Consider the following 20,193-nt stretch of genomic DNA (forward strand, 5'->3'; position numbering starts at 1 on the left):
GAAAAAGTTGTCCCCGCCAGCGCGGGGACTTGTGGATTTCAGGGAATGCCGCGCTTGTCCGCTCAGCTTCGAACGTGTCCGTCGCCGAGCACGATCCATTTCTGGCTGGTCAGTCCTTCCAGACCGACCGGGCCGCGGGCGTGGATCTTGTCGGTCGAGATGCCGATTTCGGCGCCCAGGCCATATTCGAAACCATCGGCGAAGCGCGTCGAGGCGTTGATCATGACCGAGGCCGAGTCGACCTCGCGCAGGAAGCGCATGGCTTTCGGGTGGTTGTCGGTGACGATGGCTTCGCTGTGGTGCGACGAGTACTTGTTGATGTGGTCGATAGCTTCGTCGATGCCGGCCACGACCTTGACCGAAATGATCGGCGCCAGGAATTCGGTGTAGTAATCCTCTTCCGTCGCCGCGATTGCATTCGGCACGATGGCGCAGGTTTCGGCGCAACCGCGGATCTCGACGCCCTTGGCGCTCAGCATGTGGGCAATCGGCGGCAACAGCATGGCCGCGACCGAGCGGTCGACGAGCAGCGATTCGGCCGTGTTGCAGGTGCCGTAGCGCTGGGTCTTGGCGTTCTCGACGATTTTCAGCGCCTTGTTCGGGTCGGCTTCCTCTTCGAGGTAAACGTGGCAGTTGCCGTCGAGGTGCTGGATCATCGGTACGCGCGATTCGGCCAGCAGGCGGGCGATCAGCCCCTTGCCGCCGCGCGGCACGATGACATCGACGAACTCGCGCATGGTGATCAATTCGCCAACGGCGGCGCGGTCGGTGGTGTCGATGACCTGCACGGCATCGGCCGGCAGCCCGGCGGCTTGCAGGCCTTCATGGACCAGTGCGGCGATGGCGCGGTTGGAACGGATGGCTTCCGAGCCGCCACGCAGGATGGCGGCGTTGCCAGATTTCAGGCAGAGCGCCGCGGCGTCGGCTGTCACATTCGGGCGGGCTTCGTAGATGATGCCAATGACACCAAGCGGCACGCGCATCTTGCCGACCTGGATGCCGGACGGCTGGTATTTGAACTCGCCCATCTCGCCAATCGGATCGGGCAGCTTGGCGACCTGCTCGACGCCTTCGGCCATGCTGTCGACGCCTTTTTCGCTCAGGGTCAGGCGGTCGAGCATGGCGGTTTCAAGCCCGGCGGCGCGGGCGGCGGCCAGGTCTTCCTGGTTGGCGGCGATCAGCGCGGACTTTTCGCGGCGGATGGCAGCGGCGATGGCGAGCAGTGCGGCGTTCTTTTCGGCCGTCGAAGCCGAGGCGACGCGACGCGAGGCAGCACGGGCCTGACGGCCGACGGTCTGCATGTAGTGCTTGATGTCCATGATGTTTTTTCGTGCGGGCAAAGGAGCATTATAGCCAGACAAATAAACGGGAACTTCCAGAACCGGGTAAACTCTTATCCGCAGTGACAATAGGGCTTTCCGTCGAGGACAAGATGGCTGAAAAATTGATTTTGCCGACCGAGGTTAAGGTCTGCGCTACGTGTAGCTACTGGGATGGCGAACGCCAGGTGGATGCCGAAATGAAGCTGGTGGTGGTTTCCGAGGAATGTTCAGGCGAATGCCTGGTGCAGGAGAAAAACAAGCCTGGTCTGCATGACGTGCGTCAGGAGCACACTTGCCTCTGGGAAGATCTTGAGCCGGACTCGCCACCTGAGGACAAGGCCGCCGACCCCAAGGCGGCTTGATTATTTAACCGCGGCGAGGCGCAGGCCGAGCCGCAGGAATTCTTCCCAGATATTGCCGTGACCGATGCCTTTGGCCAGTCGGTCGATTTTTCCGGCATGTTGCAGCGCTGCTTCGAGCGCTGCGGTCGACAAGCGTTGCAGCGCTTTTTTGACCGGGTTGGCGCGCGGGCCCCAGACCTTGGCATCCTTGAGCAGCATGTCCACCGGCTTGCCGGCATCCATGCCGGCCCGAATGATGGTCAACGCCCGGATTTCCTCGCTCATCGCCCATAACACCAGCGGCGGCGCTTCGCCTTCCTGCATCAAGCCGTCCAGCGTCCGGGTCAGGCGGGCGACGTCGCCCGAGAGCAGCGCTTCGCGCAGGCCATCGATGTCGTAGCGGGCGACATTGAGCACGGCATCGCGAATCTGCGCCAGACTCAATTGGCCGGCCGGGTAGAGCAGGCCGAGCTTCTGGATTTCCTGATGGGCGGCGAGCAGGTTGCCTTCGACGCGCTCGGCAATGAACTTGAGACTTTCGAGGTCGGCGCTCTGCTGCTGTCGACGCAGCCGGCCGACGATCCAGCCCGGCAACTCGGCCAGCGGCGGCGCCATGAGCTTGATGGCGACGCCGGCATTGACCAGGGCGGTGAACCAGACGGCCTTTTCCTCGCGCCAGTCGAGTTCGGGTAGCGTGATGAGCAGCAGGTTGTCCATCGACAGGTTCTGGCACCACTGCTGCAGCGCCGCGCTGCCTTCCTTGCCGACCTTGCCGGTCGGAACGCGCAGGTCGATCAGTTTTTTATCGCCGAACAGCGACATGTTGCCGCCGGCGGCGAGCAAGGTTCCCCAGTCAAACTGCGGCAGCACGGTGAGCACTTCGCGTTCGCTGTAGCCCTGCTGGCGTGATTTGGCGCGGATGGCGTCGGCGGCTTCGATGACGAGTAGCGGGTCATCGCCGTACAGAACATAAAGCGGACGCAACTCCCGTTCGAGATGGCCCGCCAGTTGGTCGCCCTTGAGCAGCATTACTCGCTGTCTTCTGCTGCGTCGGGGTTTTTCGGCTTGATGATGCTCAACCGGCGCATGATCTGGTTGACCAGATCATTGGTCATGTCCCGCCAGAGCAGGCCTTCTTCAAGATCCTTGGCGAGAATGTTCGAGTCATCGAAGGAAATGTCGCGGGTCAGGGCCACTTCGTTGGACGGAACCAGTACCTGTCCCTTCTGGTTGACGACCCGGAAGGTGTAGGTCAGTTGCAGCCGGTATTCGCGCACCCGGCCCTGGGCATTGACGCTGAGGATGGTTTTCAGCCGGTTGTCGCCCAGTTGCTGGAAGATGGCATCGGCTGCCTTGGCGTCTTCGACAATTTCGGTGCTGCCGCTGGCCTTGATGTAGCGCTGCAGCCAGATATTGACGTCAGCCGTGTCCGGCAAGGCGATGTACATCGCCTTGTAGGGCAGGTTGCCGCTGCCGACGCCGCGCAGATGGAAACCGCAGCCGGTGAGGGCGGCGGCGATGATCAGGGCGAGCAATAGACGGAGCGGCGAACGCATGGCTGCTTTCCTCAGACGACGATATTGACCAGACGGCCCGGCACGACGACAACCTTCTTCGCCGGCTTGCCTTCCATGAACTTGACGGCGCCTTCGGAGGCCAGCGCAGCGGCTTCGATGCTCGCCTTGTCGGCTTCGGCGGCAACGCGGATGGAGCCGCGCAGCTTGCCGTTGACCTGCACCATGAGCTCGATCTCGTCCTGCTTGAGGGCGGCTGGATCGGCCTTTGGGAAGGGCTGGACGCCGGCATCCTGACCCGGCTTCAGCTCGGCGTAGAGTGCCTGACCGATGTGCGGGACGATGGGGAAGAGCAGCAGGGCGATGCTTTCCAGTGTTTCCTGGGCCAGCTGGCGGCCGGTGGCGTCGGCGAGATCGGTCTTGTCGTAGGCGTTGAGCAGCTCCATGACGGCGGCGATGGCTGTGTTGAATTGCTTGCGGCGGCCGTAGTCGTCGGCGACCTTGCTCATGGTCTGGTGCAATTTGCGACGAAGATCGGCTTGCACGGTCGACAGGGAATTTTGCTCAAATTTGGAATCGACGAGGCCGGCTTGCACGTGGTCGTAAGTCGTCTTCCACAGGCGACGCAGGAAGCGGTAGGCCCCTTCGACGCCGGCATCGGACCATTCCAGCGACTGGTCGGGCGGTGAGGCGAACATGATGAACAGGCGGGCCGTGTCGGCCCCGTACTGATCGATCAGCGCCTGCGGATCAACGCCGTTGTTCTTCGACTTCGACATCTTCTCGGTGCCGCCGATGACCACCGGCAGGCCGTCGGCCTTGAGCGTGGCGCCGGTCGGGCGGCCGCGTTCGTCGGTGACGACGTCGACATCAGCCGGGTTGATCCACAGCTTCTTGCCCGCATCGAGATCGCGGTAGAAGGTCGGGGCAACGACCATGCCCTGCGTCAGCAGGTTGGCGAACGGTTCGCCGAGGTCGCCGATCAGGCCGACGTCGCGCATGAGCTTGGTGAAGAAGCGCGAGTACAAAAGGTGCAGGATGGCGTGCTCGATGCCGCCGATGTACTGGTCGATGCCGCCCTTGCACCAGTACTGGACGCGCTCGTCGACCATGGCCGTGGTGTTGTCGGGGCAGGCGTAGCGCAGGAAATACCAGGACGACTCGAAGAAAGTGTCCATGGTGTCGGTTTCGCGTCGGGCGTCACCGCCGCACTTCGGGCACTTGCACTCGTAGAATTCGGGCATTTTGGCCAGCGGCGAGCCGGCGCCGGTGATCTCGACGTTTTCGGGCAGCACAACGGGCAATTGGTCGTCGGGCACTGGCACGTCGCCACAGGTCTTGCAGTGAATGATCGGGATCGGGCAGCCCCAGTAACGCTGGCGCGAAATACCCCAGTCGCGCAGGCGGAACTGCACCTTCTTGTCGCCAAGGTCTTTGGCGGCGAGGTCGGCGGCGATGGCGTCGACGGCGGCTTCGTAACCGAGGCCGTCGTATTTACCGGAATTGATCAGCTTGCCGCGTTGCTTGTCGGCGTACCACTCGGCCCAGGCTTCGTGGCTGAAGGCGGTTTCGCCGTCGACGGCGACGACCTGCTTGATCGGCAGGTTGTATTTCAGGGCAAAGGCGAAGTCGCGCTCGTCGTGCGCCGGCACGGCCATCACGGCGCCGTCGCCGTAGCTCATCAGCACGTAGTTGCCGACCCAGACTTCGACCTGTTCGCCGGTCAGCGGATGGCTGACGTAGATGCCAGTCGGCATGCCCTTCTTTTCCATCGTCGCGATGTCGGCTTCGGCTACGCCACCTTTCTTGCATTCCTCGATGAAGGCGGCAAGTTCCGGGTTGTTGGCCGCAGCGCGGGTGGCCAGCGGGTGTTCGGCGGCGACAGCGACGAAGGTGACGCCCATGATGGTGTCGGCGCGGGTGGTGAAAACCCAGAGCTTTTCGTCGGCGTTGTCGGCCAGCGGGAAGGCGAAGCGCACGCCGGTGCTCTTGCCGATCCAGTTCTTCTGCATGAGGCGGACCTGTTCGGGCCAGCCCGGCAAGTTGTCGAGTTCGCTCAGCAGTTCTTCGGCGTAAGCGGTGATCTTCATGTAATACATGGGGATCTCGCGCTTTTCTATGAGCGCGCCGGAACGCCAGCCGCGGCCGTCAATGACCTGTTCGTTGGCGAGCACGGTGTGGTCGACCGGGTCCCAGTTCACTGTGCCGAGCTTCTTGTAAACCAGGCCCTTTTCGTAAAGGCGGGTGAACAGCCACTGCTCCCAGCGGTAGTACTCGGGCGTGCAGGTGGCGAACTCGCGTTCCCAGTCGATGGCGAAGCCGAGCGACTGCAACTGTTTCCGCATGTAATCGATGTTGGAGTAGGTCCAGCCAGCCGGCGGCACATTATTTTGCAGTGCAGCATTTTCGGCCGGCATGCCGAAGGCGTCCCAGCCCATCGGTTGCAGGACGTTGAAGCCCTGCATCTTGTGGAAACGGGAAAGCACGTCGCCGATGGTGTAGTTGCGGACGTGGCCCATGTGCAGTTTCCCGGATGGATACGGGAACATCGACAGGCAGTAGTACTTTGGTTTGCTGGTGTCTTCGACGGCGCGGGCGGCGCCGGTCTTGTTCCAGTGGGCCTGGGCGGCGCGCTCGATGTCGGCCGGGGTGTATTTGTCCTGCATGGGCATGGCGGGGTTCATTCGCTGAGAATCGGAGAGTAACCGCGAATTATACCGGTTGATCCCGACTCGTCGGCGATGAGGGCGAGGCATGCCTCAAGCCTTTTGATTTTTGCCTTTTTTTCCGGTCGACCGTAGCAGGCCCGATGGGGCGCAACGACACGGAGCGACTGCAGCAAACAGATGGTCAGTGACCGGGTACGGCGGGTGCGGAGCCTGCACGCTCCTCACCCGCGGGTCTTACTTTATTGTCGCCCGGTCACGCCGCTTTTTTTTGCTGGTAGATGCCTTCCCAGGTGTTCTGCCAGTAACGGTAAGCGTTCTGGGTTGCTGCAAGGGAAAGCAAGGACATCCTGGACTGGTGACGCCACATCCAGGAAAGCTGGGGGGCGGGAGCCAGATTGTAGGACTGAACGTTGCCGACTTCGTCTTCGACGATGGCCAGGAAACGATCGATGGCCAGACCCCAGTAGGCGGAACCTTCGGTTTTGCCGGTGAGATACTCGGCTTCGCTGACGGCGCGGCGCCACAGCTTGAGCGCGAGCTCGTCACTGATGCCGGCTTTGCGGGCGATCCATGGCAGGATCTTCGGTGCATTCATGCTGTTCATGCTGATTCTCCTTCTCTGTGTAGCGGTAGCTACTGTTGGGTAAGACTGCCTTGTGGGCTAATAGTTTTGTGCACTGCAATATATCTGAGGCAAGTATACGTGTGCACTCGGTTCGTGACTGTGAAAAAATGCACGTAATTGTAGTTTTCGTTGTACAAACGCAACTAATTGGTCCGACCAATTGACCGGGTGTTGCCCGGTTTAACCTTGAGACTTCATGTCCGATCTCCTTGCAAACCTGAATTCGCCGCAACTTCAGGCAGTTACGCTGCCGCCTGTTCATGCCCTGATCCTCGCTGGCGCCGGAAGTGGTAAGACCCGGGTGCTGACGACACGCATTGCGTGGCTCATGTCGACCGGTCAAGTGGGGCCGCACGGCGTGCTGGCGGTGACCTTCACCAACAAGGCAGCCAAGGAGATGACGGCGCGGCTGTCGTCGCTGGTGCCGATCAATACGCGCGGCATGTGGATCGGCACTTTTCACGGCTTGTGCAACCGCCTGCTCCGGGCGCATTACCGCGAGGCCGGGCTGCCGCAGACCTTCCAGATACTCGATTCGGCCGACCAGCTGGCGATGGTCAAGCGGCTGCTCAAGAACCTCAACGTCGATGACGAGAAGTATCCGCCGCGCGAGCTGTGCCATTTCATCAACGCCCATAAAGAGCAGGGCGTGCGAGCCGCGCAGGCCGAGGTTTACGACAACTACACGCAAAAACGTGTCGAGTTGTACGCCGAATATGAAACCCAGTGCAACCGCGAAGGCGTCGTAGATTTCGCCGAATTGTTGTTGCGTTGCTACGAATTGCTGCAGCGCAATGAACCTTTGCGCAAACATTATCAGGATCGTTTCCGTTACATCCTCGTCGATGAGGTGCAGGACACCAACAAGCTGCAGTACGCCTGGCTCAAACTGCTGGCGGGTGGCGGTGCCGTGGTCTTTGCCGTCGGTGACGACGACCAGAGCATCTACGCCTTCCGTGGCGCCGAAGTGGGCAACATGCGCGACTTCGAGCGCGATTACGCGGGCGACAATGTGATCCGGCTCGAACAGAACTACCGTTCGCACGGCAATATCCTGACTGCCGCCAACGCCATCATCAAGAATAACCGCGAGCGCCTGGGCAAGAATTTGTGGACCGATGCCGGCGAGGGCGAGCTGATCCGCGCCTTCGAGGCTTATTCCGATCTCGACGAGGCGCGTTTCGTCGTCGAGGAAATTCGCGAACTGGTCCGCGACGGCATCTCGCCGACGCAGATTGCCCTGCTTTACCGCTCCAACGCCCAGTCGCGCGTGCTCGAAAACGAGCTGTTCACCAAGAATGTGCCGTACAAGGTCTATGGTGGTCTGCGCTTTTTCGAACGGCAGGAAATCAAGCACGCCCTGGCTTATCTGCGCCTGCTCGGCAACCCGGACGACGACACGGCCTTCCTGCGCGTCGTCAATTTCCCGACCCGCGGCATCGGCGCCCGTTCGCTCGAAAACCTCCAGGCCACGGCACATCAGACCAATTCCAGCCTGTACAACGCGGCCGCTTCGCTGACCGGCAAGTCCGGCCAGACGGTCGGTGCCTTTATCCGATTGATCGAGCAGCTGCGCGTCGAGACCGAAGGCCTCCCGCTGCCGGAAATGGTCGAGCACATCATCGAAAAATCCGGTCTGGCCCAGCATTACCGGACCGACAAGGAAGGCCAGGACCGGCTGGAGAATCTCGACGAACTGATCAACGCTGCCGCGACTTTCATCGACGATGAAGGCGCCATCGGCGAGGGCGGGGCGCTGGTTTCCTTCCTGACCCTGGCTTCGCTCGAAGCTGGCGAGCATCAGGCCGGCGAGGGGCAGGAGGCGGTGCAGCTGATGTCGGTGCACGCCGCCAAGGGCCTGGAGTTCGACGTGGTTTTCATCACTGGACTGGAGCAGGGTCTGTTCCCGCATGAAAACTCGATCAACGCCGGCAAGGATGGGCTCGAGGAGGAGCGTCGGCTGATGTACGTGGCCGTCACTCGCGCCCGCCAGCGCCTTTATGTGTCCTGCGCGCAAACCCGCATGCTGCATGGCCAGACGCGCTACTGCGTGCCGTCGAGCTTCCTCGATGAAATCCCCGAGCAACTGCTGCTCAAACTCAATAAGAAGGCGGCGCCGGCAGCGGCTTTTCCGGCCTTTGGCTCGTTCGGCGGCGGTTATGCCGAGCCGGCGGCGGCCGGCGGGCTGCGCATCGGACAGACGGTCGAGCACGCCAAGTTCGGCATCGGCGTCATCGTGTCGACCGAAGGGCGCGGCGCCGATGCGCGCGTCCAGATCAACTTCGGCGGCAGCGGCATGAAGTGGCTGGCGCTCGAATACGCCAAGCTGACGCCGGTTTGAGGCAATCCCACGGTCAACCGGGAAAAATGACCAAAATTCAAATCGCCGGACGGTAGATCACCGGCCGGCACGGTGATAACCTCGTTATCTCGCAAAAATAAGCAGATAACGAGGAGATCACCATGCCCTACGCCATTCGCCTTCACCAAAACGGCGGCCCGGAAGTGCTGTCCTGGGAAGCCGTCGATCTGCCGGCGCCGGCCGCCGGCGAAGCGACGGTTCGCCACCACGCCGTCGGCCTCAATTTCATCGACGTCTATCACCGTACCGGCCTCTATCCGCTCGCCTTGCCTTCCGGCATCGGCATGGAAGGCGCTGGCGTGGTCGAAGCGGTCGGTGAGGGCGTCAGCGAACTCAAGGTCGGCGACCGCGTCGCCTATGCCGGCGGGCCGCTCGGCGCTTATGCCGAGATTCGCAACATTCCGGCGCATCGCCTGCTCAAACAGCCTGACGCCATTTCGTTCGAGACCGGCGCGGCGATGATGCTGCAAGGTCTGACGGCGGCCTACCTGCTGCGCAAGACCTATCGCGTACAAGCTGGCGATGCCGTGCTGATCCAGGCAGCGGCCGGCGGTGTCGGCCTGATCGCCTGCCAGTGGGCGCGAGCGCTTGGCGCGACGGTGATCGGCACCGTTGGTTCGCCAGCCAAGGCTGAACTGGCCAAGGCGCACGGTTGCCACCATGTGATCAACTACAGCACCGAGAATTTCGCCCAGCGCGTCCGCGAAATCACCAACGGCGAAGGCGTCGCTGTGGTCTATGACGGCGTCGGCAAGGACACCTTCGCCGGCTCGCTCGACAGCCTGCGCCCGATGGGCATGATGGTTTCCTTCGGCAATGCCTCCGGCCCGGTGCCGCCGCTCGATTTGATCGTCCTCTCGCAAAAGGGCTCGCTGTTTGTCACCCGGCCGACCCTCATGAACTACACGGCGAAGCGCGAAGATCTCGTCGCGCTGGGCAGCGAGCTGTTCGATGTCGTTGTCTCCGGCCAGGTCAGGATCGAGGTCAACCAGACCTATGCCCTCAAGGATGCCGCCCAGGCGCATCGTGATCTGGAGGCGCGCAAGACCACGGGCTCAACCATTCTGCTGCCATGATGGCCAAAATCAAGGCAGGACTGCTTTCGCTGCGCGACCTGTTTGCCACCGCCTGGTGGATCGTCCTGCTTGCCGGCATCGGCTTCGCGGTGGCCTACCAGTTCGTCGAACCGGCGCCACCGACGAAAATTGCCATCAGCACCGGCGCCGAAAGCGGCGCCTACTACCAGTTCGCCAAGCGCTACGCGACCATCTTGGCCAAGAACGGCATCACGCTTGAAGTCCGGACCTCGGCCGGCTCGCTGGAAAATCTGGATCGCCTGAAAAAGGATGAGGTGCAGATCGGCTTTGTTCAGGGCGGCGTGGTGCCGCCCAAAGAAGATCCCGACGCCGAGGACGAATCCGGCCTGCTCTCGCTCGGCAGCCTTTTCTACGAACCGGTCTGGGTCTTCTATCGTGGTGACAAGGTGCTGACGCGCCTGACCGAGCTCAAGGGCAAGCGCATCGCCATCGGCCAGGAAGGCTCCGGGGTGCGCCAGTTGGCGCAGCAGTTGCTCGATGCCAACGAAATTCCCGCTGGCGCCCATCTGGTCCCGCTGGCCGGCCTGTCGGCGGCCGAAGAACTGCAGCAGGGACGGATCGACGCTGCCTTCATCATCGCCGCCGAAACGGCGCCGGTGGTTCAGGTGCTGATCCGCTCGCCCGGCGTCAAGCTCATGAGCTTCGCCCAGGACCGCGCCTATCAGCGCCGTTTTCCTTTCCTGACCAAGCTGACCTTCCCGCGCGGGGTCGCCGATCTGGTCCGCGACTTCCCGCCGGATGACATCAAGGTGCTGGCGCCGACGGCCAATCTGATCGTCCGCGACGACCTGCATCCGGCCTTGCAGACCTTGCTGTTGCAGGCGGCCAGCGAGGTCCACGGGAAGACCGGCTTCTTCCAGGATGCGGGCGAGTTCCCTGCCTACATGGACCCGATGTTGCCGTTGTCGCCCGAGGCTCAGCGCTACTTCAAGTCCGGTCCGTCCTTCCTGCAGCGCTACCTGCCGTTCTGGCTGGCTGTGCTGGTCGACCGGCTGATCGTCATGCTGGTCCCGATCTTCGTGCTGCTCATCCCGCTGCTCAAGGTGGCGCCGGCGATCTACAACTGGCGGGTGCGCTCCAAGGTTTTCCGGATCTACGGCGAGCTGAAATTCCTCGAGGACGATCTCAAACTGCATTTCGATCCGGCCAAGCTCGCCGACTACCGCGGCCGGCTTGATGCCCTCGACGATGAAGCCAGTGCACTGCATATTCCGCTCGGCTTCACCGATCTGGCCTATACCCTGCGCGAACACGTCAATCTGGTTCGCCACATCCTGGATAAAAAGGAAGTTTCGGCATGAAGGCATTTCTCGTCGCCAATCCCAAGGGCGGTTCCGGCAAAAGTACGCTGGCCACCAACCTGGCCGGCTATTTCGCCAGCCGGGGGGCCGAGGTGATGCTCGGCGACATCGATCGTCAGCAGTCGTCGCGCGAGTGGTTGAACATCCGTCCTTTCGCCTTGCCGACCATCGACACCTGGCAGGTCGGCGAGGACAAGATTTCGCGGCCCCCCAAGGGCACCACGCACGTCGTCCTCGACACCCCGGCCGGCCTGCACGGCAAGATGCTCGAGCGCGTCCTCAAATTGTCGACACGGGTCATCGTCCCGGTCCAGCCGTCGATGTTCGACATGCTGGCGACGCGCCATTTCCTGACCGAACTGCTCTCCGAAAAGGCCATCCGCAAGGGCAAGGCCGACGTCGCCGTGATCGGCATGCGGGTCGATGCGCGAACGCGCGCCGCCGGCGAACTGGAACGCTTCTTCGCCACCTTCGAGCTGCCGGTGCTGGCCTATCTGCGCGACACGCAGACCTATGTCCAGGCTACCGCCGCCGGCATGACCATTTTCGACCTGCCGCCGTCGCGTGCCGAGCGCGATATCGAGCAATGGCAGGCGATCATCAATTGGGTCGACGCCAACTGACCGACTCGGCGCAATTCCACGGTCAACCGGGAAAAACAGCCGAAAACGAAATCAGGCCGAATTGGCCGTCATGCCCAGCCATTGCTCCAGTTTGGCGTAGAGCAGTTCCGGCTTGACCGGCTTGGCGATGAAGTCCGACATGCCCGCCGCCAGGCACATCGCCCTGTCTTCGGCGAAAGCATTGGCGGTCATGGCCAGAATCGGCGTGGCCTCATAGCCGGGTAGCAGGCGAATGGCAATCGTCGCTTCCAGGCCGTCCAGGTTCGGCATCTGCATGTCCATCAGGATCAGGTCGTAGCGGTTTTTGCCGGCCTTTTCGAGCGCAATGGCCCCGTCATCGGCGACGTCGATGGTCAGCCCGGGCAGGCATTGCAGCAATTCGAGCGCCACTTCCTGATTGATCGGGTCGTCTTCCGCCAGCAGCACCAGCTTGCCGCTGAAGTCGCCGAGCCAGGCGTCGGTTGCCGTTTCGGTCGGCGTCGCGGAGAGATCCGCCGTATCCGTCTCCGCCTTGGTGAAGCAGATGGTCAGTGTGAAGGTGCTGCCAACATCCGGTGTGCTGTGCAGTTCAATGCGGCCATTCATGAGCCGGACGAGCTGGTGCACGATGGCCAGTCCCAGTCCCGTGCCGCCATGGCGCCGGGTGGTCGAACCGTCGGCCTGTTCGAACGGCGAGAAGATCCTGCCCTGCGCCTCGGGTGAAATGCCGATGCCAGTGTCCCGAATGGTCAGCTGGGCGGTCAGCGAGCTCGCCGTCTCGTCGGCCGTTGTGGCGGCGATGGAAATGCTGCCGTGCTCGGTGAACTTGACGGCGTTGTCGACTACGTTGAGCAAAATCTGCTGCAGGCGCAGCGGGTCGCCCAGCAATTTGGCATCGGCCAACCGCGGCTCGATGTCGAGTAGAAGCGGCAGGCCCTTGGCGGCCAGTTTGTCGCTGACCAGGCTTTCGATATTGGCAATGACGCTGCCCAGGCGCAGCGTCGTTTGTTCCAGCTTGAGCCGCTCGGCGTCGATTTTCGACAGGTCGAGAATGTCGTTGAGCAGGCTCAGCAGATGGCTGGCCGCCTTGTCTATCTTCCCCAGCTTGTCGCGCTGATCAGGGTCGCTGCTGCGCCGGTTCAGGATATGCGTCAGGCCGATGATGGCATTCATCGGCGTGCGCAATTCGTGACTCATGTTGGCGAGGAAAGTGCTCTTGGCGCGACTGGCCGCTTCGGCCGACTCCTTGGCCAGTTGCAGATCGGCCGTGCGTGTGGCGACCAGCTCTTCGAGGTGCAATCGGTGGCGGTTCAGTTCAGCCTCGGCCTGCTTGCGCTTGGAAATATCGATGATGATCCCGATCACGGCCGGTTGCCCTTCGTAATCGACCGCCGTGCCGAAGACTTCGACGTCCACCGTGCCGCCGTCCCGGCGCAGGCCGGTGAACCCATAGTGCAGAGCTTCGATTTCCCCGCTTTCCCGCCGGCGGACGTTGTCGGCAACCATCTGCCGGTCTTGCGGGGCCACCAGATCGATGACCGCAACGTGGTTGATGATTTCCCCCGGCGAGTCGTAGCCGAAGACCCTGGAAAACCATGGGTTAACGTAGCGGAAATAGCGCCCCTGAATAATGTAGACGCCAGCCAGCGACTGCTCGACCAGACCGCGGAACTTGTGCTCGGCTGAGCGCAACTCCTTTTCAACCTGAACACGCTTGGTGATGTCGTGGCCGACCATGACCAGCGCCTGCCGGTTGCCGTCGGGCCCGAAAAGCGGCACCTTGGCAATCTCGAAAACCTGTTCGTTGCCCTCGTGGTCAAGAAAAATCAGTTCTTCATCAAGACGGCCGCCGTTGCCCCAGGTGCGTTCATCCGAGGCATCGAGCAGCGTCAGCGGCATCGTGTTGAATTTGCCCGAGGTGGCCAACTCCTGGCTGGTCGAGCCGCGGTAGTCGGTGTTGCCCAGGCCAAGCATGCGGAGCAGGGTGCTGTTGGCTTCCGTCCAGCGGCCGGCGCCATCCTTCAGGCAAACAATGTCAGGCAAGGTGTCGATCAGCGTGCGCAGGCGTTTCTCATTCTTGCGCAGGCGATCGGCGTAGATCGTGATGTGCCGCCGGTAGCCATTGTTGCGGCGCACCCAGAAAAAGGCCGCCAGGCCGCCCAGAATGCCGCTGAAGGCGATGCTGAAGGGCAGCGCTGTCAGGGTGATGCGGTCGAACTCCGGGCTGCTGCGTAGCTGGGCGATCCACTGGTGGCCAGCATATTCGATGGGCAGGGTTACTCGCTGGCGCCCGTAGGTGCTTGCCTTGTTGCCGGGGTGCGAATCAAAAAGCAGATTTTCCGGCGCCACTGTCGTGTCGTATAACTCGATTTCGACATCCTTGTTATTCGGGTTGAAGATGCTGCCGAGCAGATCGCGGGCGCGGAAAGCGGCATAGCTGAAGCCGCGCAGTGCCGCCCGGCGTTCTTCGATGCTGTCGTGGGGCTGGCCGCTGCGGAACACCGGTACGTAAATCAGGAAGCCCGGCTGGGGCTGCCCGTCGTTTTCCTGAAGGAGGGTAATTTTTCCCGACAGGGCTGGTTCGCCGCTGTCCCGCGCCCGCGTCATGGCAAGGCGGCGAACGGGCTCGGAGAACATGTCGTAGCCGAATGCGCGCTGGTTGACATCGGAAAATGGTTCGAGAAAAACGATACTGCTGTACTGCTCGCGTGCCCCTTCGGGTTTGATGGCATAGCCCGAAAAACCTTCGTTGCGGACTGTCTGCTCATGTGCAGCCCTGTCGCGCGCCTCGACCATCAGCGAAAACCCGGTGGCCTGGATGCCGGGTAGCGTTTTGTCGAGCTGCAGGTTGCGCACATAGCGTTGCCATTCGTCGCGCCTGACGTCATCGCTCGCCTCGACGAAGGCTGCAGCGCCCCGCAGGACCTGGGCGTGGGCCTGAAGGCGAAAGAGCAGGGTGCTCCGTTCCTGTTCGGCCCGGTAGAGGAATCGCTGGTAAATCTGTTCCTCGGTGCTTTGCCGAACGATGCCGTAGAGCACCGCCGTGACGGCCAGAATGATGCCAAGGGCAATCCAGGCACCGCCTTCGTGCAGCAGAAACTGCGGGAGATAGTGGCCCCTTTGCATGCTGTCGAACGGGCTTGGGCTGGACTTTTTCATTGCTGTGTTTTTTGTCGAACGCTCTTTACGATAGCACTATATGACGCAGCTGTGGACCGGGTTAATGCCCGGAATGGAGACCTTCGGTTAATGCGTTTGTCATTGTGCTGTCGGCCAGTTCATTAATGAACCAGAGGAGCGCCTTGCCGTCCTGGCGGGTGCGCCAGGCGGTGTGCATCGGGATGGACGGGCGGGCTGTGGCGAGGTCTTTTTTCACCAGTCGTCCGTTGGCGATTTCTGGCTCGGCCAGCCAGCGCGGCAGGTGGCCAATGCCCAGTCCGGCGACCTGGGCCGCCACCTTGGCGCGAATGTCGGGAACGCGCAAAACATCCTGCCCTTCAAGCAGGCCGATGGTGCGGGCATCGAGCTCCTGCGAAGTGTCGGCGACGACGACGGCGCGGTGGTGCAGCAGTTCGCTGGCCGGGATGATGCCCGGCCAGGCGGCCAGAAGGTGCTCTGGGGCGATGGCGAAGACGAAATCGGTGTGCGTGCACAACAGGCTTGTAGCGATGCCGCTGCGTGACGGTGGGTCGCCCGGCGCCCCGATGGCCAGGTCGGCCCGGCCGGTCGCCAGGGCGTCCCAGGTGCCGCCGAGTACTTCGTTGGAGAGCCTGATCTGCGTCCCGTGCCCGGCGGCGTAGAAGCGTTTGAGCAGCGGAAAGATGCGTTCAATCGGAATGACCGCATCGAGCGCGATGCGCAGTTCGGCTTCCCAGCCGTCGGCGATGCGCTGGACGCGGCGCTCCAGTTCGCTCGCCGCGCGCAGCAGGTGGCGGCCATCGTCGAGCAGCGTGCGCCCGGCCTCGTTGAGCGTGGCCTTGCGTCCTTCGCGCCGGAACAGCGTGATGCCGAGATCGCATTCGAGTTTGGCCACGGCATGTGACAGCGCGGACGGCACACGATGCAGCGAAGCGGCGGCCGCGGTGAAGCTGCCCAGGCGTTCGATGGCGTCGAGGATGAGGAGCAGATCGAGCGAGATTTTCATGTGAAAAATATTAACCGGTAACGCCGCAATTATTCGCTGTTTATTGTTGAACACCATCAATACTATGGTGACTAATCATTACGATTCATTCACAAGGAGACTGCAATGATCCAGCTTCGCCCTTCTGCCGAACGCGGTTATGCCGATCACGGTTGGCTGCGCGCCAAACACAGTTTTTCCTTTGCCGATTATCACGACCCGGACGAAATGGGCTGGGGCGCCCTGCGCGTCATCAACGAGGACCGCGTCGCCCCGGGCACCGGTTTCGGCCGGCACGGCCATCGCGACATGGAAATTGTCACCTACATTCTCTCCGGTACGCTGGAGCACAAGGACAGTCTCGGCCACGGCGGCTTGATCCGGCGCGGCGAAGTGCAGCGCATGAGCGCCGGCAAGGGCATCCTGCACAGCGAATCCAACCCGTCGGCCGACGAAGAAACGCACCTGCTGCAGATCTGGATCCAACCGGCGCAGCACGGTACGCCGGCCAGCTACGAACAACAGGCCCTGCCGCTCGACGAAATGCGCGGCCGCTGGCGGCTCGTGGCTTCGCCGGACGGTGCCGACGGCAGCACGACCATCGGCCAGGATGCCCGGCTGTGGGCCAGCGTACTGGCGCCCGGCGAAAGCATCGACTACCGCCTGCAGGGCGGCCGGCTGGGCTACGTTCAGGTTATCTACGGTCAACTGGAAATAAACGGCAAAAACGTAAATGCCGGCGACGGCGCCAAGATTGCCGATGAAACCGATCTCAAGTTTTTGGCGAGTGAAGAAGCGGAATTTTTGCTCTTTGACCTGCCGCCTGTCGCATGACCCGACTTTCAATAATTAATAAAAGGAAAACAGCATGAGCAACACCATCCTCGTTTATCACTCCGGTTACGGCCACACCAAGCGAGTTGCCGAAGTCGTCGCCGAAGGCGCCGGCGCCGAGCTGCTGGCCATTGATGCCGAAGGCAACCTGCCCGAAGCTGGCTGGGAACAGCTGGCCGCCGCCGACGCCATCATCTTTGGCACGCCGACCTACATGGGCGGCCCGAGCTGGCAGTTCAAGAAATTTGCCGATGCCTCGTCCAAGCCCTGGTATTCGCGGGCCTGGCAGGACAAGGTCTTCGGCGGCTTCACCAACAGCGCCAGCCCGGTCGGCGATAAAGGCGCGACGATGATTCAGCTGCACACGCTGGCCTCGCAGCATGGTGGCATCTGGGTCAGCCTCGGCATCCTGCCGGCCAATAGCAAGGCCGCAACGCATGCCGATGTGAACCATCTCGGCGGCTCGGCCGGCCTGCTCGTCCGCTCGCCCTCCGACGCCAGCGTCGACGAAGTCCCGACCGGCGATCTCGATACTGCCAAACGCTACGGCCAGCGCGTCGCCGAAATCGCCACCCGCCTGCAGGGCTAAAGGCTTGAGCGGGTGGCCCCCCGGCTGCCCGCTCGCTGCTATAGTGAGATCATTCCCCTTTGCTCCGGAGTGATCGCATGGCACTGACTACCTCGCTGGCTGACCTCGCCATCATTCTCGTCGAGCCGTCGCAGATGCAGGCGCATCTGGTCACACGTATGCTGGAACACCAGGGCGTCCGCAAAGTCACCACCGTCGACACGGCCGGAGCCGCGCTGCTTTTGCTCAAAGCAGAAAGCGCCAACGTCATCGTGATCAGCAGCCTCTACCTGCCCGATCTGGCCGGCACCGAGCTGGTCGCCGCCATGCGCGCCAATCCGGATTTCGAAACCGTACCCTTCATCCTGGTCTCCAGCGAAACCCGGCCGCAGGTGCTTGAGCCGGTGCGCCAGTCCGGTGCCTGCAGCATCGTCGCCAAGCCCTTCAACGAACAGCAGTTGTCGCGCGCGCTGTATGCCGCCGCCGACTACCTCAATCCGCCGGAAGACCTTGATGTCGCCGAAATCGAAAACCTGCGCGTCCTGCTCGTCGACGACAGCCTGTCGTCGCGTCGCCATTTGCACCGGCTCTTGACTGAACTCGGCATCGAGCGCGTTACCGAGGCGGTCAATGGCAAGGAGGCCGTGGCGCTGCTCGAACAGGCCATGGTCGATCTGGTCATTACCGACTACAACATGCCTGAAATGGATGGTCGCGAACTGACCGAATATATCCGCACGCAAAGCTGGCAGGCCGAGGTGCCGGTGCTCATGGTGACCAGCGAGCAGAACATGGGCCGTCTGGCCGCCGTCGAGCGGGCCGGTGTTTCCGCCATCTGCGACAAGCCTTTCGAGGCCGGCAGCATTCGCCGCCTGATCAGCGAAGCGCTGACCCGCTAAGCACGCTCGTGCCGTTGAAGCGCCGCGCTTCCCGGCAGGTTTTTGCGACGAAACCTGAAAAACTTCACGGTTTCGGCGCGCCAGCAATGAGGCCTTGATCCATTCGGACTATGCCGTTTGCGGCCTGTGTCACAAACCTGCAATGTGCATCCGCCAATCTCCAGAGCATTCCCCGGTGCCGGTGTCGCCACAACTCGCATTCGGCCGAGGGGTGCCATTTCCCCTATTCGGAATCGACTGGAGCAATTGTGAAGAACTCAATGCGTTACATCGCCGCGGCCATGCTGGCTGTCACTTCGTTTGCCGCTTCCGCGGCGGTCACCATTACCGAAGTCGCTCCGTGGAGCAGCGGCAATTCACCGGTCGGCGCCGACTGGTTCGAACTGACCAATACCGGTAGCAGCGCGGTCGACATCACCGGCTGGAAGGTGGATGACAGCTCGGGTTTGTTCTCCTCTGCTGCGACCCTTAACGGCATTACCAGCATTGCTGCGGGCCAGTCGGTGATTTTTCTCGAAGGCAATGCCGCCAAAACTGAACTCTTCAAGACCAACTGGTTTGGCGGCAGCGTTCCTGCCAGCCTCGCCGTTGGCTATTACAGTGGCTCGAGTATCGGCCTGAGCACCAGCAGCGATGCGCTCAATATTTTCAACGCCTCCGGCGCCCTGCAGGCAAAGGTCACCTTCGGCGCATCGGATTCGAGCACGCCCTACCAGAGCTTCGACAACGCTGCCGGCCTCAACAACGCGGCCGTTTCCCAGCTCAGCGTCGTCGGTATCAACGGCGCCTTCGTGGCCGCCAACAGTGTTAGCGAAATCGGCTCGCCGGGCAGTATTGCCGCCGTTCCGGAACCCGAAACCTACGCCATGCTGCTCGCCGGGCTTGGCATTGTCGGCGCCCTGGCGCGCAAGCGTCAGCGCTGATTCAGGAAGGCATCGACCATGAAACTCAAACATCTGATTCTCGCTCTGGCCGCCGCCAGCAGCTTTGCCGCGCACGCCGCAGATTCACTGAATCTGGCCAATTACGCGGTGAGCGGTATCTACTCGCTGGATGCGTTTAACGGCACGAGCGGCGGTATTTCCGGCCTGGAAGCCTCGGCCATTACCTACGCCCAGGATCGTGGCTCGCTGTTCTTCGTCGGCGACGAGGGCACTGGCGTCATCGAAATTTCCAAGACCGGCCAGACGCTGGGCTACATGAACTTCGAATGGGCCGGCACCGGCAGCACGAAGCACGACACCGAAGGCCTGACCTATCTGGGCGGTGGCGTGCTGGTCGTCGGCGAAGAGCGCCTGTACGACGCCTATCGCTTTTCCTACGTGGCCGGCGGTACAGCCACCTTGGCCAGCAGCAGCGTGTCGATCAGCAATGACTCTGTTGGCAATAACGGCATGGAAGGCATCAGCTACGATGCGCGCAACGGTGGCAGCTTCATCACCGTCAAACAGCTTGACCCGGAAGATGTCTTGGGCGGCACCCTCAGTTTTGCCTCGGGCGGCGGTGCGGCCAACATGACGCAACTGTTCAACCCCGGTTCCCTGGGCTTGGCGACGCTGTCTGACATCCAGACCCTCTCCGGCGTCAATTCGCTGGTCGGTACCACGGCTGCCGACAACCTGCTGATTCTCAGCCTCGGTTCGAACATGCTGGTTGAAGTAACCCGTTCCGGCGTCATCAAGAGCAGCCTCGACCTGTCGGGCATCGTTCCGCACAACGCAATCGAAGGCGTGACCATCGACGAAAAGGGCATCATCTATCTGGTCGCCGAGCAGGAACAGGATGGCAGCGTGCTCGACAGCCTGGCCCGTTCGCGGCTGATAGTGCTGGCCGCCCCGGTTCCCGAGCCGGAAACCTATGCCATGTTGCTGGCTGGTCTTGGTCTGCTCGGTGCCGTGGCTCGCCGCAGGAAACTGACGGCCTGATCCGCGGGATT

General features: G+C 62.1%; 17 protein-coding genes. 10 read left to right on the top strand and 7 right to left on the bottom strand.

From position 1 onward, the window contains the following. Window positions 1-62: 62 nt before the first annotated feature. On the bottom strand, window positions 63-1,319 hold the full coding sequence (locus WBK19_RS06710; RefSeq protein WP_511288109.1) for a glutamate-5-semialdehyde dehydrogenase: 1,257 nt from the start codon (window positions 1,317-1,319) through the stop codon (window positions 63-65). A gap of 113 nt (window positions 1,320-1,432) precedes the next feature. On the opposite strand from WBK19_RS06710, the gene WBK19_RS06715 reads away from it, so the two are divergent. Beyond that, entirely contained in the window at window positions 1,433-1,684 is a 252-nt protein-coding gene (locus WBK19_RS06715) for a hypothetical protein (protein WP_511288111.1), read from the top strand. Here WBK19_RS06715 and holA read toward each other — a convergent pair whose 3' ends face one another. The 4 genes from holA to WBK19_RS06735 all read right to left on the bottom strand — a co-directional run bounded on the left by holA (window position 1,685) and on the right by WBK19_RS06735 (window position 6,450). Further along, the gene (holA, locus tag WBK19_RS06720; RefSeq protein ID WP_511288113.1) at window positions 1,685-2,692 is read right to left on the bottom strand and encodes a DNA polymerase III subunit delta; all 1,008 of its coding nucleotides are present in this window, start codon (window positions 2,690-2,692) and stop codon (window positions 1,685-1,687) included. Continuing rightward, window positions 2,692-3,219, bottom strand: coding sequence for an LPS-assembly lipoprotein LptE (locus WBK19_RS06725; protein ID WP_511288115.1), 528 nt, complete (start codon window positions 3,217-3,219; stop codon window positions 2,692-2,694). Before WBK19_RS06725 ends, holA begins: the two co-directional genes overlap by 1 nt. Window positions 3,220-3,230: 11 nt before the next feature. Continuing rightward, window positions 3,231-5,843, bottom strand: a complete 2,613-nt coding sequence (gene leuS, locus WBK19_RS06730) for a leucine--tRNA ligase (protein ID WP_511288354.1) — start codon at window positions 5,841-5,843, stop codon at window positions 3,231-3,233. 256 nt (window positions 5,844-6,099) lie between these two features. Next, a complete protein-coding gene (locus WBK19_RS06735; protein ID WP_511288117.1) occupies window positions 6,100-6,450 on the bottom strand; it encodes a hypothetical protein in 351 nt (116 codons plus the stop codon). Window positions 6,451-6,667: 217 nt separating this feature from the next. On the opposite strand from WBK19_RS06735, the gene WBK19_RS06740 reads away from it, so the two are divergent. From WBK19_RS06740 to WBK19_RS06755, 4 genes are all read left to right on the top strand, one after another. After that, on the top strand, window positions 6,668-8,812 hold the full coding sequence (locus WBK19_RS06740; protein ID WP_511288119.1) for a UvrD-helicase domain-containing protein: 2,145 nt from the start codon (window positions 6,668-6,670) through the stop codon (window positions 8,810-8,812). A gap of 122 nt (window positions 8,813-8,934) precedes the next feature. Beyond that, window positions 8,935-9,909, top strand: coding sequence for a quinone oxidoreductase family protein (locus WBK19_RS06745; protein WP_511288121.1), 975 nt, complete (start codon window positions 8,935-8,937; stop codon window positions 9,907-9,909). Beyond that, entirely contained in the window at window positions 9,906-11,231 is a 1,326-nt protein-coding gene (locus WBK19_RS06750) for a TAXI family TRAP transporter solute-binding subunit (protein WP_511288123.1), read from the top strand. Before WBK19_RS06745 ends, WBK19_RS06750 begins: the two co-directional genes overlap by 4 nt. Continuing rightward, window positions 11,228-11,854, top strand: coding sequence for a nucleotide-binding protein (locus WBK19_RS06755; protein ID WP_511288125.1), 627 nt, complete (start codon window positions 11,228-11,230; stop codon window positions 11,852-11,854). The genes WBK19_RS06750 and WBK19_RS06755 overlap by 4 nt, the downstream gene beginning before the upstream one ends. A gap of 51 nt (window positions 11,855-11,905) precedes the next feature. On the opposite strand, the gene WBK19_RS06760 is transcribed toward WBK19_RS06755, so the two are convergent. Next, entirely contained in the window at window positions 11,906-14,992 is a 3,087-nt protein-coding gene (locus WBK19_RS06760) for a CHASE domain-containing hybrid sensor histidine kinase/response regulator family protein (RefSeq protein WP_511288127.1), read from the bottom strand. 61 nt (window positions 14,993-15,053) lie between these two features. Continuing rightward, window positions 15,054-15,977, bottom strand: a complete 924-nt coding sequence (locus tag WBK19_RS06765; RefSeq protein WP_511288129.1) for a LysR family transcriptional regulator — start codon at window positions 15,975-15,977, stop codon at window positions 15,054-15,056. 105 nt (window positions 15,978-16,082) lie between these two features. On the opposite strand from WBK19_RS06765, the gene WBK19_RS06770 reads away from it, so the two are divergent. From WBK19_RS06770 to WBK19_RS06790, 5 genes are all read left to right on the top strand, one after another. Further along, window positions 16,083-16,790, top strand: coding sequence for a pirin family protein (locus WBK19_RS06770; RefSeq protein ID WP_511288131.1), 708 nt, complete (start codon window positions 16,083-16,085; stop codon window positions 16,788-16,790). A gap of 34 nt (window positions 16,791-16,824) precedes the next feature. Further along, window positions 16,825-17,379: a flavodoxin family protein gene (locus WBK19_RS06775; RefSeq protein ID WP_511288133.1), complete on the top strand. Its 555-nt coding sequence runs from the start codon at window positions 16,825-16,827 to the stop codon at window positions 17,377-17,379. Window positions 17,380-17,456: 77 nt separating this feature from the next. Continuing rightward, window positions 17,457-18,257, top strand: a complete 801-nt coding sequence (locus tag WBK19_RS06780; protein WP_511288135.1) for a response regulator — start codon at window positions 17,457-17,459, stop codon at window positions 18,255-18,257. Window positions 18,258-18,517: 260 nt separating this feature from the next. Next, window positions 18,518-19,180 (top strand): lamin tail domain-containing protein, encoded by a 663-nt coding sequence (locus WBK19_RS06785; RefSeq protein ID WP_511288137.1) that lies wholly within the window; start codon window positions 18,518-18,520, stop codon window positions 19,178-19,180. 18 nt (window positions 19,181-19,198) lie between these two features. Continuing rightward, the gene (locus WBK19_RS06790; protein ID WP_511288139.1) at window positions 19,199-20,182 is read left to right on the top strand and encodes an SdiA-regulated domain-containing protein; all 984 of its coding nucleotides are present in this window, start codon (window positions 19,199-19,201) and stop codon (window positions 20,180-20,182) included. Window positions 20,183-20,193 lie beyond the last annotated feature (11 nt).

The sequence above is a fragment of the Azonexus sp. genome, assembly GCF_049652925.1.
In the GTDB taxonomy this organism is placed as follows: Bacteria; Pseudomonadota; Gammaproteobacteria; order Burkholderiales; family Rhodocyclaceae; genus Azonexus.

Coding starts and splice junctions, on each gene's coding strand:
- WBK19_RS06710 (WP_511288109.1), bottom strand. CDS start 1,319: ATGGACATCAAGCACTACATGCAGACCGTCGGCCGTCAGGCCCGTGCT.
- WBK19_RS06745 (WP_511288121.1), top strand. CDS start 8,935: ATGCCCTACGCCATTCGCCTTCACCAAAACGGCGGCCCGGAAGTGCTG.
- WBK19_RS06740 (WP_511288119.1), top strand. CDS start 6,668: ATGTCCGATCTCCTTGCAAACCTGAATTCGCCGCAACTTCAGGCAGTT.
- holA (WP_511288113.1), bottom strand. CDS start 2,692: ATGCTGCTCAAGGGCGACCAACTGGCGGGCCATCTCGAACGGGAGTTG.
- WBK19_RS06715 (WP_511288111.1), top strand. CDS start 1,433: ATGGCTGAAAAATTGATTTTGCCGACCGAGGTTAAGGTCTGCGCTACG.
- leuS (WP_511288354.1), bottom strand. CDS start 5,843: ATGCAGGACAAATACACCCCGGCCGACATCGAGCGCGCCGCCCAGGCC.
- WBK19_RS06775 (WP_511288133.1), top strand. CDS start 16,825: ATGAGCAACACCATCCTCGTTTATCACTCCGGTTACGGCCACACCAAG.
- WBK19_RS06785 (WP_511288137.1), top strand. CDS start 18,518: ATGCGTTACATCGCCGCGGCCATGCTGGCTGTCACTTCGTTTGCCGCT.
- WBK19_RS06790 (WP_511288139.1), top strand. CDS start 19,199: ATGAAACTCAAACATCTGATTCTCGCTCTGGCCGCCGCCAGCAGCTTT.
- WBK19_RS06725 (WP_511288115.1), bottom strand. CDS start 3,219: ATGCGTTCGCCGCTCCGTCTATTGCTCGCCCTGATCATCGCCGCCGCC.
- WBK19_RS06755 (WP_511288125.1), top strand. CDS start 11,228: ATGAAGGCATTTCTCGTCGCCAATCCCAAGGGCGGTTCCGGCAAAAGT.
- WBK19_RS06760 (WP_511288127.1), bottom strand. CDS start 14,992: ATGAAAAAGTCCAGCCCAAGCCCGTTCGACAGCATGCAAAGGGGCCAC.
- WBK19_RS06735 (WP_511288117.1), bottom strand. CDS start 6,450: ATGAACAGCATGAATGCACCGAAGATCCTGCCATGGATCGCCCGCAAA.
- WBK19_RS06750 (WP_511288123.1), top strand. CDS start 9,906: ATGATGGCCAAAATCAAGGCAGGACTGCTTTCGCTGCGCGACCTGTTT.
- WBK19_RS06765 (WP_511288129.1), bottom strand. CDS start 15,977: ATGAAAATCTCGCTCGATCTGCTCCTCATCCTCGACGCCATCGAACGC.
- WBK19_RS06780 (WP_511288135.1), top strand. CDS start 17,457: ATGGCACTGACTACCTCGCTGGCTGACCTCGCCATCATTCTCGTCGAG.
- WBK19_RS06770 (WP_511288131.1), top strand. CDS start 16,083: ATGATCCAGCTTCGCCCTTCTGCCGAACGCGGTTATGCCGATCACGGT.